Below are 12,552 nucleotides of genomic sequence, written 5' to 3' on the forward strand. Positions count from 1 at the left end.
GGACGAGTTCAACATGGGTCAATTCTCAGTGGAAATTTACGCCCTACCCGGGTCACTTCTCAGTGGAAATCAACAGGGCCAGTTTGAAATGGTTTCGGTCGACGAGCACGGCAAACCCAAGCCCTATCGCCCGCAAGCGTAGAACGTCCGGGAAATTTGCAAAGTTCGCCGATTTGCAGCTTTTCCTTCGCAAATCTTCGCCTTTTCAGAGGTGTCGGCTCCCTCGCGCGTGCGGGTAAGGATTTTCGACTCTGAAAAATTGCTCTGTAGAGATTTGCGCCGATGAATGATGCTTTTCGCCAGCCGCTTCCCGGCACCGACCTCACCTATTTCGATGCGCGCGCAGCGATCGATGCCATCCGACCTGGTGCTTACGACAAGCTCCCCTATGTGTCGCGGGTTCTTGCCGAGCAGCTCGTCAGGCGCTGCGATACGGCGCTGTTGCCCGAAGCGCTGCGGCAAATTGCAGAAAGCAAGCGCACGCTCGATTTCCCTTGGTATCCTGCGCGCGTCGTTTGTCATGACATTCTGGGGCAAACGGCACTCGTCGATCTCGCGGGCCTGCGCGACGCCATAGCCGATGAAGGCGGCGATCCAGCCAAGGTGAACCCCGTTGTTCCAACCCAGCTCATCGTAGACCATAGCCTGGCCGTCGAATTTTGCGGCTTCGATCGGCAAGCGTTCGAGAAGAACCGCGCGGTGGAGGATCGCCGCAACGAAGATCGCTTTCACTTCATCGAGTGGACCAAGAAGGCGTTCGAGAATGTGGACGTCATCCCGGCGGGCAACGGGATCATGCACCAGATCAATCTGGAAAAGATGTCGCCCGTCGTACAGGTCCGCGACGGTGTCGCCTTCCCGGACACCTGCGTTGGCACCGATAGCCACACGCCGCACGTCGACGCGCTCGGCGTTATCGCGATCGGCGTCGGAGGGCTGGAGGCCGAGACCGTCATGCTCGGCCGCGCCTCGATGATGCGGTTGCCCGACATCGTCGGCGTAAAACTGACCGGCCAGCGCCAGCCCGGCATCACCGCGACCGACATCGTTCTCGGCATCACTGAGTTCCTGCGCAAGGCACGTGTGGTCGGCGCCTGGGTCGAGTTCTTCGGAGAGGGTGCGGACAGCCTCACCATTGGCGACCGCGCGACCATCTCAAACATGTGCCCGGAATATGGCGCGACCGCCGCCATGTTCTATATCGACAGCCAAACGATCGACTATCTGCGCCTCACAGGGCGTGAGCCGGAACAGGTCGCGCTGGTCGAGACCTACGCGAAGCACACCGGGCTCTGGGCCGATGCGCTCAAGACTGCCGAATATAAGCGCGTTCTGGAGTTCGACCTGTCGAGCGTCGTGCGCAACATGGCCGGCCCGTCCAACCCGCATAAGCGCCTGCCGACCTCTGCGCTCGCGGAGCGCGAGATCGCCGTCAATCTCGACAAGGCGGTCGCTGAGGAAAAGCAGGGCCTGCTGCCCGATGGCGCGGTCATCATCGCCGCGATCACCAGTTGCACCAACACCTCCAACCCGCGCAACGTCGTCGCCGCCGGCCTGCTCGCCAAGAAAGCGAACACGCTGGGCCTCGTCCGCAAGCCCTGGGTGAAGACCAGCTTCGCGCCCGGCTCGAAGGTCGCGCGGCTTTACCTGAAGGATTCGAAGCTGCTACCCGAGCTGGAGAAGCTCGGCTTCGGCATCGTCGCCTATGCCTGCACGACCTGCAACGGCATGTCCGGCGCGCTCGATCCAGCGATTCAGGACGAGATTATCGAGCGCGACCTCTACGCCACCGCCGTGCTGTCAGGGAACCGCAATTTCGATGGCCGCATCCACCCCTATGCGAAGCAGGCCTTCCTCGCCTCGCCGCCGCTGGTGGTCGCCTATGCGATCGCGGGCACGGTGCGTTTTGACATCGAGCAGGACGTGTTGGGGCTCGTGGATGGCAGGGAGATCCGTCTCAAGGACCTGTGGCCGAGCGATGAAGAGATCGACGCAATCGTCGCAGCGTCCGTGAAGCCGGAGCAGTTCCGGGAAATCTACGAGCCGATGTTCGCCGCCCGCGACACCGGCAAGGCCGATCCCCTTTACGACTGGCGACCGCAATCGACCTACATTCGTCGGCCGCCCTATTGGGACACCGAGGGCGTGGGCGCGCTCGCCGCCAATCCGCGCAGCCTCAAGGGCATGCGTCCACTCGCTATCCTGCCGGACAACATCACGACCGACCACCTCTCCCCGTCGAACGCCATCCTCGCCAGCTCGGCAGCGGGCGAGTACCTCACGAAAATGGGCGTGCCGGAAGAGGATTATAACAGCTACGCCACGCATCGCGGCGACCATCTCACCGCCATGCGCGCGACCTTCGCCAATCCGCAGCTTATCAATGAGATGGCCGTGGTCGACGGCGCGGTGAAGAGAGGTTCGCTCGCGCGCGTCGAACCCGACGGCAAGGTCATGCGCATGTGGGAGGCGATCGAGACCTATCTCGACCGCCGGCAGCCGCTGATCATCATCGCCGGCGCCGATTATGGCCAAGGATCGTCGCGTGACTGGGCGGCGAAGGGCGTGCGCCTCGCGGGGGTCGAGGCGATCGTGGCGGAAGGGTTCGAGCGCATCCACCGGACCAACCTCATCGGCATGGGCGTGCTGCCGCTCGAGTTCGAACCGGGCACCACGCGCCTGACCCTGGGCCTGGATGGGACCGAGACTTTCGATGTGCTGGGCGACCGCCAACCGGGTGCGACGCTCAACCTTCACATTCACCGCCGCGACGGCCAGAAAATCAGCACAGCCGTCAGGTGCCGCCTCGACACCGCCGAGGAGGTCTCGATCTACGAGGCCGGCGGGGTTCTCCAGCGCTTCGCCAAGGATTTCCTGGCTTCCGAACAAGGCGTTGCGTGATGTCGCCTATTAAGTCTGGCCTGCTGCAAATCCGCATCCCCGCCACTTTTATGCGGGGTGGGACGAGCAAGGGTGTCTTCTTCCGCCTCGAAGACATGCCCGAACCGACGCGGGTCCCCGGCATCGCACGCGACAAGCTGTTCCAGCGGGTGATCGGCAGCCCCGATCCTTATGCCGCGCATATCGACGGTATGGGCGGCGCAACTTCGAGCACCAGCAAATGCGTCATTGTCTCCCCCAGCACGCAGCCCGGTCATGATGTCGACTATCTCTACGGCCAGATCGCGATCGATACCGACTTCGTCGATTGGTCGAGCAATTGCGGCAATCTTTCGACCGCTGCGGGAGCCTTTGCCATCCACGCCGGCTATGTCGATCCGGCGCGGGCCGAACAGGGTATCGTCACGGTTCGCATCTGGCAGGCCAATATTGGCAAGACGATCATCACGCATGTCCCGGTGACCGACGGCCCAAATGGCCTAGAGGTTCAGGAAACCGGCGATTTCGAACTGGATGGCGTGACCTTTCCCGCCGCCGAAATCGTCCTTGAATTTCTCGACCCGGCTGAAGACGGCGACGAGGGCGGCTCCATGTTCCCGACCGGCAACCTCATCGACGAGCTCGATGTGCCGGAAGCCGTGGTTCCAGGCGGCAAGATCAAGGCGACCCTGATAAATGCCGGCATCCCCGCTATTTTCGTCAACGCGGCTGATATCGGCTATACCGGCACCGAGCTGCGAGAGGCGATCAACGGCGATCAGGCCGCTCTGCGGCGGTTCGAGGCCTTGCGCATCGCCGGCGGGCTCAAGATGGGTCTGTTCAAGGCGCCCGAAGATGCCGCGAAAAGCCTGCGCGCTCCGTGTATTGCCTTCGTCGCGCCCGCCACCAGCTACACGTCCTCGAGTGGCAAGACGATCACCGCCGAGGATATCGATCTGCTCGTCCGCGCACTGTCCATGGGCAAGCTTCACCATGCGATGATGGGCACCGCATCCGTCGCCATTGCCACGGCGGCGGCGGTTCCCGGTACGCTCGTCAATCTGGCGGCAGGCGGCGGGGAGCGTCAGGCGGTGCGGTTTGGGCATCCCTCCGGGACTTTGCGGGTCGGCGCAGAAGCGCGCCAGGAAGATGGCCATTGGTCGGTGACCAAGGCCATTATGAGCCGGAGCGCCCGTATCCTCATGGAAGGCTGGATACGTATTCCCGGCGATACGTTCTAGATTTTCCGGCCTGTGACAGGCTGCGTCGCGCCGCGTTTGTGCAGCCTAAATCCGTCGGGGGGCTGGCAGGCATGTACCGCCCGCCCCGAATTGCCCCCGGCGTCATAGAAGTTAGGCAATCCCTGCTACTCCACGCAGCATTGGCTCCTTATATAGTCAGAATAGGCGTCCCGCTGCGCATCGAGGCTATGCCCTTAGCAGGTTTTGGCAGAAGCCGACATTTAGGACGGCGGATATGAACGACCATTCCTGGGAAGGGTTTCGGGCGCTTGCGTACGAAAGCCTCCAGTGCAGGAACCCGCGGGCCCCACGTGCCGGTCTATGGGTAAAAAGGCTTTGGGATGGTCCTGGCGGGTAAGCGCAGCTGATCCAGAAGTGCCGCTGCTGGTCCGTTCAACGTGTTTTCGTGCGGCGTCAGATTGCTAGGTGCGTTTGTGTTGCTGGCCGGTGTGCCCTGGGCCCGGCGTAATTCTATGATAGGCATGCAATGGGTCATCGGCCAGGACACCATGGGCGTGACCATCATGCAAGGCGAGCTGAGCATGAAACCGAGGTCTTTGAAGAACCTGGGCAGGCGGTGCAGAATGCGCAGGCTGGTGCCACCCTGGAAAAAAGCGACGTCGAAAAAGTCGCTACGCCAGAGCGCATACGGAGCGATCTCCTGGATGATCTCCTTGGTCGCATTCTCCTCCTCGACCGCGTTGGTCGCTCGATATTGGCGACGCTTTTCCTGAATGATTTCAATCATCCGCTAGAACAGCAACTCGAACTCGATGCAGAATTCAACGGAGCCCGCTAATTTGGACGGTCAACGCGTTGGCATCTTAGCGGCATGGCGTGGACCCGGCGTCGCCAAGCGAGGTGGCAGGCCGATTTCTTCGTGCGATGACGAAAGCCATCGCTGCACCTCCTGCTGAAGCCGCTGGCGCAAGGAATGCTATTGACCCAAGCCATGACGCCGGCACCGATCCGATGAACAGAGAAACGCAACCGAGAGTTGCAAATGAACCGACCGTTGGCGCGAGAAGCGCACCGCTCACGATCATCAAAGATAAGCTAGCGCCTCCCCGAACGAGGACAAGCGCGATGGGGTACCCGACGAGCACCGCAGGGATGACAAAGAATGCCGCTGCGACCGTAAGCCAGAACATGCTCAGAAGCACCGTGAGGGCTGCGCCGAGAACGTCGTGAGGGAGAGGGTCCGCGTCGTTGAAGACCAGCACCTTTATCGTCGTCGCTAATCCACATGCGAGAGCTGCCGCACAGCATGAGGCCAGAAGACCGCCCATATGTCGGCGGGCTATCCTGTAGGTGCCTCGCTTATGCAAGGGCGTCGCCTTGAGATCGTGATCGGCCTCGCCCGCCTCCTGCCTTCCTCCAACTGTGACGTGGCCCGTGAGCCAAATCCCGCCGCGCAGCCTGCGGCGGGAAGTCCTTGAGGACAGCGGCAACGTCTATTCCCCCTCCCAGCACGCGCGGGCAAACCGCGTGACTTCCACTGCAAGGTCGCGGTCCTCAGGCGTGTTCCCCATGAAGCCGCCATGCGGCATGGCTTCGAACACATGCAGATCAGCGGGCACGCCGGCTTGGCGCAGCGCGCGATGCATTCGAACCGTGTTGGAGAGGAACAGGTCGCGCGTGCCCGATTGGAGGAAGCTTGGTGGGAATCCGGTGAGATCGCCGAACAGGGGCGACAGATAGGGGTGCGACAGCTCTGCGTCGGCTGCATAAAGCTGATTGTTTCGCATCAGCGAGCCGGGCAGGATCACATCGACGAGCTGGTTGACCTGGAAGCTGTCGCCAGATTCGGTGAGGTCGGCTTGGGGGGAAAGCAGCATCAGGCCTGCCGGCATCGGGAGCGCCTCCTCCCTGGCTCGCAGGAGCATCGCAGCCGCGAGATTGCCACCCGCCGATCGCCCGCTCACGAGAATGCGCTTTGGTGCGTGGCGCTCCAAAACATAGCGGTAAGCTGTCATCGCATCGTCGAGCGCAGCGGGGTAAGGGTCTTCGGGCGGCGTTCTGTAATCGACACCGTAGCAAAGAACCCCATGCTGGTCCGCCTGCATCCGCGTCTGGGCGATGCAGGCATCTCCGCCACCAAACACCAATGCGCCGCCGTGAAAGTCGATATAGGCGCATTCGGGGTATGATATGGTCTCCGGCGTTGCGACGTGGATCGTCGCACCGTTCGTGTGGATGGTCGCCACCTGCGAGCGGAGCGTGCCGGCCAGTCCTCTTACCGCCGCGGCATATTGCCCCTCGGCTGCGGCTTTTACCGCCTTCCACCCGGGATGATCGCCCGGCAGCGGCATCGTATGGAGCGAGTTCAGGGGCACACCGTCTGCGCCGACCAGCTGTTCGAGCTTGGCTCGCGCTTCGGCGCTGATGGAGGCGGGAAACGGTATCCGGCGCGCCGGTACGGCTACCCCATAGTCTTCATCGGTCATGTCGCGTGCTAATTCCTTCGCCGATCGGGCAGCGCGCATGGCGTTTGGATCGACTTCAAACTCCGTGTCGGATTTCTCGCCTTCAGCGATCATAAAAGCTGATCCACTTCGTTTTCGTTCGGTAGCTGGTAGCTTCCGGTCAGGTCAATGAGCGTCGCCGGATCGCGCGAGGCGAACAACATGGCGCGGTGGACGGGCTTGAGGAAAGCTTCATCGACGACGTGATCGAGAAAGCGGAGGAGCGTGTCATAGAAGCGCTGCCCGGCCGGCGCTGCGAGCGCCTCACGAATTTCGCCATTGTCGAGCGATATCGCCCGGACCGCGACGGTCACTTCGTTCCGGGCGGGTGACGGGCGAGAGGCAAATCTCTTGAAGCCAAGCCGCCGATCACCTCCTGCCTCCAGCACAGTCACCGTGCACATCGTCAGCGCTCGATGCAAAGGGTTTTGGCCGGATAGTCGAAGGTGATGGTGCCAGCCTTCCAAAATGGCACGCCGAGCGACCCGTCAAACAGACCGATTTCAAACGCTTTCACACCGGATGACAGCGCTGCTTCAACGCCGGGAAAGACGGTTCCGCCAAGGCGCAATTCCGCAACGGCTGCCACGCTGCCCTGCACCTGACCGCCTGTACCATGGCCGACTTGCTGGACCTTGCCCGAAGCGATCAGTGCTTTACCTGCCTCGCTGCGCACGAAGGGGCCGCCGATCATCAAGGCCTGATGCCGGGTGCCCAGATCGACCACGAGCTTGAGCTTAACCAGATCCGCGTTCGGCATAGTCCTGATTTCCGCTTCAACCATGGGAATGTCGGACACGATCGTAAGCGGGATCGGCGCGGCGCACTTGCCAAGGCTTCCGCTGGGGCCGAAAGAGATCAACTGCTTCCTATAATCGACCCGCACCGCGCCGTACTTGAAAGCGGGCGCGCCGATGATGAGATCGATTGGGAACCCCGCCGATGACGAGAGTTGCTCGAGGTTCGCGGAGAGCCCCGGCAGCTCCTTGAACCCCAATTTCGACCGGACGCAGTTGCTGCGCCTGAGCACCAGCACCGGCCGCGTCACCTATAGGTTCCTTGACCGCAAGACCCAGCGCTGTTGTCGTTCGCTGATCGACGACGAGAGCACCGGAACCGCTGTCAAGTACCGCGGACTGACGGCGACCGTTCAGCGTTACATCAATCGCGACAAGGTTGTCGCGGAGCTTGAAGGGAATGCTGGCGGGCTTGCCGGGCGCATGTGCAGGGCGATCGCGTTCGTTAGCTTCGGATTGCCATTGTTCCTGCTTATCCTGAGACGAAGAATTCTGTGAATTGGCTGGCCCGGTCCAGACTCCAGTTGCAAGAAGTGCGGCAAGCACCAGACTAAATTTCATCTGCACGGATATCCTCACTCTTCGTCGTTGAACGCTTTCGGGCTGGAAGCGCGATGACGACCTTCGGGGCATGGAGCACAAGGCGACGCACGGTGATCCTCTCAAGGATATGACCGGCTTATCATTCCACGGCCAATCCTCTCGCGCCCAGCCAATCGTCGGCATTTTTGCTGGAGCTGTCGGCAGGATCGCCCGCGCCGGATGTCCGGGTTCTGATAGTTCAGGAGCCGGCCGCGTTCAGATGAACGAGCGCGCATCGCTGGCGCTCGCTTATCTCGCATATTGTACCAAAAATGTTGCGTTCGAGCGAAGCCGAGATCCGGCGCTCTAGCGAGGAACAGCTTGGGCCAGCGGGCATGTCCGGCGTCTCGAAACTGCCCGTGGGATATGGAAAACGCAGGTGCTACACCGGCACCGCTCCTGACGAAGGCGCGTGGGCGAGCAATTGATATTCCGCTGCTGTTCCTCCTAGCGCAGCCCGATCCTCAGATCAGACGCGCCGGATCAGCCGCGCACATCCTTGGCCACGCCATCGAGCAGGCCGTTGACGAAGCCGGCCTCGCGCTTGTCGTAAAAGGCGTGGGCGACATCGACATATTCGCTGATGACCGTGCCGGTGCCGACATCCTTTCGCGCCAGCAGCTCATAAGTGCCCGCGCGCAGGATTTGACGCATCGGCTTGTCCAGCCGGTCCATCGACCATCCGCTCGACAGGCGCGCGGCGACCAGCGCGTCTATCTCCGCCCGGCGCTTGTCCACACCGGTCACGATATCGTCGAAGAAGCTTTCCTCCGCCTGCGCATAGGTCACGTCCTCAATGGTCGCGCCCAGCCGATGCTGGTGAAATTCGTGCAGCAGGCTGGCGAGCGGCGTGCCCTCCATCTCCAGCTGGTAGAGCGCCTGGACCGCGGCGAGGCGCGCGGCGGAGCGGGATTTGGAGCGATCGTTCATACGCCTAGATAATCCGTTCGGTTCGAGCCTGTCGAGAACCCTGTTCCTCCGGTTCTCGACAGGCTCGAACCGAACGGGGGTGGTTGTCAGGACAAGCGCAGCGCCACTGATGCTGCATGGGCGGGCAGCCCCTCCGCCTGCGCCAGTGCGACGGCGGCAGGGCCGATCGCGCCGATCGCATTGCGGTCGAGGCTGAGGAAACTGGTGCGCTTCATAAAGTCGAGCACTGACAGTCCCGACGAGAAGCGCGCGCGGCGGCCGGTCGGCAGCACATGGTTCGGCCCGGCGACATAATCGCCCACCGCTTCGGGCGTCATCCGGCCCAGGAACACCGATCCGGCATGGCGCACCTGCGCGAACAAAGGTTCGGGGTCTTCCACCGCCAGTTCAAGATGCTCTGGTGCAAGGGCGTTCACCAGCGGCATCGCTTCATCGAGATCGCGCACGATGATGATTGCGCCATTGGCGTTCCAGCTGGTCCGCGCGACCGCGCTGGTGGACAGCGCGGGAAGCTGGCGCTCGACCGCTGCGGCGACCGCATCGGCAAAGGCGGCATCGTCAGTGAAGAGGATCGACTGGCTGGTCGGATCATGTTCCGACTGGCTGAGCAGATCGGCGGCGGTCCATTCGGGATCGTTGCGGCCATCGGCGACGACGACGATCTCCGAGGGTCCCGCAACCATGTCGATACCGACCACGCCATAGAGCTGGCGTTTGGCTTCGGCCACCCACGCATTGCCAGGGCCGGTGATGACGTCTACCGGCCTGATCCGGTCGGTGCCATAGGCGAGCGCGGCCACGGCCTGCGCGCCCCCGACACGCCAGATTTCCTCGATCCCCGCGATCTGCGCGGCGGCCAGCACCAGCGGGTTGATTTCCCCGCCCGGCGTCGGCGTCACCATCGCGATGCGCGCGACGCCCGCAACCTTGGCCGGGATGACGTTCATCAGCAGCGAGCTGGGATAGGCGGCGCGTCCGCCCGGCACATAAAGGCCGGCAGCGTCTACCGCGCTCCAGCGGGCGCCCAGCCGCACGCCGGCCGCGTCCACGCCGTCGCTGTCCTGCGGCTTCTGCTTTTCATGATAGGCCGTGATGCGCGCGGCGGCGAGTTCCAGCGCGTCCCGCAATTCGCTGGAAATTCCATCGAGCGCCGCGCGCGTTTCCGTCGCCGTTACCGCCCAGCCGCTGACATTCAGGTCATGCCGGTCGAACCGCTGCGTATAGTCGGCCAGCGCCGCGTCACCCCCGGCCCGCACCGCCTTGAGGATCGCGGTCACGTCCCGCGACACATCCTCATCCGCTTCCCGCCGCGCATCGACCAAAGCGGTGAACGCAGACGGGAAATCCGAGTCCGTGGTGGAAAGCCTAAGCGGCATCCTTCACCCCCACGGCGGCGCGGAACGCTTCGACCAGCGGCACCAGATCGGCCGACCGCATCTTGTAGGCAGCGCGGTTGACGATCAAGCGCGCGGAAATCGGCATGATGATGTCGGTTTCGACGAGGCCATTGGCCTTGAGCGTCGCGCCCGACGAAACCAGATCGACGATCCGCCGCGACAGCCCGAGCGAAGGCGCCAGCTCCATCGCGCCATTCAGCTTGACGCATTCGGCCTGAAGCCCGCGCGCCTCAAAATAGCGGCGGGTGAGGTGCGGATATTTGGTCGCGACGCGCACATGGCTCATCGCCGCCGGATCTTCATCGGCCAGGCCCGCAGGCTCGGCGACCGACAGGCGACAATGGCCGATATCGAGGTCGACCGGCGCATACAGCTCGGAATAGCCGAATTCCTCCACCACATCGGACCCCACGATGCCGATCTGCGCCGCGCCATGGGCGACGAAGGTCGCCACGTCGAAGGCGCGCACGCGGATAATCGACACGTCCGCGCGGTTGGTGGCAAAGCGCAGCGCCCGGCTCTTCTTGTCATGAAACTCCGCCTCCGGCTCGATACCGGCCTTGGCGAGCAAAGGCAGCGCCTCATCGAGGATGCGCCCCTTGGGAATGGCGAAGGTGAGCGAACGAGTCATGACGCGGGGCACTTAGGCGCGGGGGCGCAAAAGGGCAAGGTTTGGAGAAGCAGGCAGAACGGCTTGCTGATATGTGCGAGCTAATAGAACCTAGTATCTTCATCAGTTAATTCGAGCGCGGAGAAAGCCAGTGGCTGAGGCTATCATTGGACCCATCATCGGATTAGCCGTTTCAGCAATGACAGCGTGGCAGCTGATCGACGGCTTTCGGAGAGGCACAATGGAAGCGCCCTATTGGGGCTTCGCCTTTTCAGGCCGCAGAAAAGATCAGCCATTTCGTTTTTGGATGCTCACGCTGCTGCTGGCCTTTTGGATGATTGGCGGCATCTTTCTATGCATCGGGATCATGTTTTTTCCGAACGGCCTCGCCGGATAGAACTCTTCACTATCGTCATCCCGGCCTTGAGCCGGGATCCCACTTCTTCCGTATCGCCAGAAGGTCAACGGGATGCCGGATCGAGTCCGGTATGACGAGGCGGAGGAAGGTTACGCCGCCTCCGCCATCGCGCCTTGCGTGCTGGCGATCCAGCCGCCGCCCAGCACGCGGTCGCCGGCGTAAAGGACTGCCGCCTGCCCCGGCGCGACGCCATATTCCGGCGCGTCGAAGATCAGCCGGTCGCCCTCCAGCCGCGCGGGCACGGGCCTGGCCATCGATCGCACCTTGGCGGTCAGCGGCCCCGTAAAATCCCCGCCCAGCCAGTTGATGTCCGACAAGAGCGCGCCCGACACCGCCAGCGCCGCCTTCGGCCCCACGATCACGCGCCGCGCCTCCGCGTCCAGCCGCACGACGTAGAGCGGCTCAGCCTGCCCGCCAATCTCCAGCCCCTTGCGCTGGCCGACCGTATAATGGATCAGCCCCCTGTGCCGCCCCATCACCCGGCCATCGACATGGACGATCTCGCCGCCCTCGTCCGCATCCGGGCGCAGCTTGCGCACGATCTTGGCATAATCGCCATCGGGGACGAAGCAGATGTCCTGGCTGTCAGGCTTCAACGCTACCGACAGGCCCAGTTCCGACGCAATCTCGCGCACTTGGGCTTTGGGCAGCCCGCCCAGCGGAAAACGCAGATAGTCGAGCTGCGCCTGAGTCGTGGCAAACAGGAAATAGCTCTGGTCGCGCGCCGGGTCGGCGGCGCGGTGCAGCTCTGCTCCTGCCGCGCCCTCGACCCGGCGAACATAATGGCCCGTGGCCAGGCAATCGGCCCCCAGGTCGCGCGCAATCTGGAACAGGTCGGTGAACTTCACCCCCATATTGCATTTGACGCAGGGAATGGGGGTGCGCCCGGCCATATATTCATCGGCGAAGTCGGCGATCACCGAATCGCGGAACCGGCTTTCATAATCAAAGACATAGTGCGCGATGCCGATGCGGTCGGCGACCGCGCGCGCATCGCGTATGTCCTGCCCCGCGCAGCAGCTGCCGGTGCGGCCCACCGCTGCGCCATGATCGTACAGCTGAAGCGTTACGCCGATCACTTCCGCGCCGGTCTTCGCCGCAAGCGCGGCGACGACGCTGCTGTCCACGCCGCCGGACATGGCGACGACAATGCGCCGCTGATCGCGCGGCTCGGCAAGCTGAAATTCGGGCTGCATGGGCGCGCATATAGGAGCAAGCGCGGCGGCGTGCAA

11 protein-coding genes and 1 pseudogene are annotated in these 12,552 nt (G+C 62.9%); 4 read left to right on the plus strand and 8 right to left on the minus strand.

Annotation, left to right across the window (positions count from 1 at the left end; translation table 11 throughout):
- Positions 1-282: 282 nt before the first annotated feature.
- Both acnD and prpF read left to right on the plus strand, forming a co-directional pair.
- Positions 283-2,901, plus strand: a complete 2,619-nt coding sequence (acnD, locus tag LL253_RS16140) for a Fe/S-dependent 2-methylisocitrate dehydratase AcnD (RefSeq protein ID WP_228227832.1) — start codon at positions 283-285, stop codon at positions 2,899-2,901.
- Positions 2,901-4,121 carry a 2-methylaconitate cis-trans isomerase PrpF gene (gene prpF, locus LL253_RS16145; RefSeq protein WP_228227833.1) on the plus strand — a complete coding sequence of 407 codons (1,221 nt, stop codon included), beginning with the start codon at positions 2,901-2,903 and terminating at the stop codon, positions 4,119-4,121. The genes acnD and prpF overlap by 1 nt, the downstream gene beginning before the upstream one ends.
- 529 nt (positions 4,122-4,650) lie before the next feature.
- Here the strand turns inward: prpF and LL253_RS16150 are convergent.
- The 4 genes and pseudogenes from LL253_RS16150 to LL253_RS16165 all read right to left on the minus strand — a co-directional run.
- A pseudogene (locus LL253_RS16150) lies at positions 4,651-4,869 on the minus strand (nucleotidyl transferase AbiEii/AbiGii toxin family protein); the annotation flags it as partial.
- A 706-nt stretch (positions 4,870-5,575) separates the two neighbouring features.
- Positions 5,576-6,661 carry an alpha/beta hydrolase gene (locus tag LL253_RS16155; RefSeq protein WP_228227834.1) on the minus strand — a complete coding sequence of 362 codons (1,086 nt, stop codon included), beginning with the start codon at positions 6,659-6,661 and terminating at the stop codon, positions 5,576-5,578.
- Positions 6,658-6,900 (minus strand): hypothetical protein, encoded by a 243-nt coding sequence (locus LL253_RS16160; RefSeq protein WP_228227835.1) that lies wholly within the window; start codon positions 6,898-6,900, stop codon positions 6,658-6,660. Before LL253_RS16160 ends, LL253_RS16155 begins: the two co-directional genes overlap by 4 nt.
- Positions 6,901-6,992: 92 nt before the next feature.
- Complete coding sequence (locus LL253_RS16165; protein ID WP_228227836.1) at positions 6,993-7,634, minus strand: hypothetical protein; 642 nt, start codon at positions 7,632-7,634, stop codon at positions 6,993-6,995.
- On the opposite strand from LL253_RS16165, the gene LL253_RS16170 reads away from it, so the two are divergent.
- Complete coding sequence (locus tag LL253_RS16170; RefSeq protein ID WP_228227837.1) at positions 7,600-7,881, plus strand: hypothetical protein; 282 nt, start codon at positions 7,600-7,602, stop codon at positions 7,879-7,881. The genes LL253_RS16165 and LL253_RS16170 overlap by 35 nt on opposite strands.
- Positions 7,882-8,448: 567 nt before the next feature.
- On the opposite strand, the gene nusB is transcribed toward LL253_RS16170, so the two are convergent.
- The 3 genes from nusB to hisG all read right to left on the minus strand — a co-directional run bounded on the left by nusB (position 8,449) and on the right by hisG (position 10,923).
- Positions 8,449-8,895, minus strand: a complete 447-nt coding sequence (gene nusB, locus LL253_RS16175; protein WP_009820418.1) for a transcription antitermination factor NusB — start codon at positions 8,893-8,895, stop codon at positions 8,449-8,451.
- An 86-nt stretch (positions 8,896-8,981) separates the two neighbouring features.
- Positions 8,982-10,271 carry a histidinol dehydrogenase gene (gene hisD, locus LL253_RS16180; RefSeq protein ID WP_228227838.1) on the minus strand — a complete coding sequence of 430 codons (1,290 nt, stop codon included), beginning with the start codon at positions 10,269-10,271 and terminating at the stop codon, positions 8,982-8,984.
- Entirely contained in the window at positions 10,261-10,923 is a 663-nt protein-coding gene (gene hisG, locus LL253_RS16185; RefSeq protein ID WP_228227839.1) for an ATP phosphoribosyltransferase, read from the minus strand. Before hisG ends, hisD begins: the two co-directional genes overlap by 11 nt.
- 130 nt (positions 10,924-11,053) lie before the next feature.
- Here hisG and LL253_RS16190 point away from each other — a divergent pair, with 130 nt between their 5' ends.
- Positions 11,054-11,299 (plus strand): hypothetical protein, encoded by a 246-nt coding sequence (locus LL253_RS16190; RefSeq protein WP_156784118.1) that lies wholly within the window; start codon positions 11,054-11,056, stop codon positions 11,297-11,299.
- Positions 11,300-11,409: 110 nt separating this feature from the next.
- Here LL253_RS16190 and mnmA read toward each other — a convergent pair whose 3' ends face one another.
- Entirely contained in the window at positions 11,410-12,516 is a 1,107-nt protein-coding gene (mnmA, locus tag LL253_RS16195) for a tRNA 2-thiouridine(34) synthase MnmA (protein ID WP_228227840.1), read from the minus strand.
- Positions 12,517-12,552: the final 36 nt, after the last annotated feature.

This window comes from Sphingobium soli (assembly GCF_020782245.1).
In the GTDB taxonomy this organism is placed as follows: Bacteria; Pseudomonadota; Alphaproteobacteria; order Sphingomonadales; family Sphingomonadaceae; genus Sphingobium; species Sphingobium soli.

Excerpts from the sequence above, each read along its gene's own strand:
- acnD (WP_228227832.1), top strand. The coding sequence starts at position 283 with ATGAATGATGCTTTTCGCCAGCCGCTTCCCGGCACCGACCTCACCTAT.
- prpF (WP_228227833.1), top strand. The coding sequence starts at position 2,901 with ATGTCGCCTATTAAGTCTGGCCTGCTGCAAATCCGCATCCCCGCCACT.
- LL253_RS16155 (WP_228227834.1), bottom strand. The coding sequence starts at position 6,661 with ATGATCGCTGAAGGCGAGAAATCCGACACGGAGTTTGAAGTCGATCCA.
- nusB (WP_009820418.1), bottom strand. The coding sequence starts at position 8,895 with ATGAACGATCGCTCCAAATCCCGCTCCGCCGCGCGCCTCGCCGCGGTC.
- hisD (WP_228227838.1), bottom strand. The coding sequence starts at position 10,271 with ATGCCGCTTAGGCTTTCCACCACGGACTCGGATTTCCCGTCTGCGTTC.
- hisG (WP_228227839.1), bottom strand. The coding sequence starts at position 10,923 with ATGACTCGTTCGCTCACCTTCGCCATTCCCAAGGGGCGCATCCTCGAT.
- mnmA (WP_228227840.1), bottom strand. The coding sequence starts at position 12,516 with ATGCAGCCCGAATTTCAGCTTGCCGAGCCGCGCGATCAGCGGCGCATT.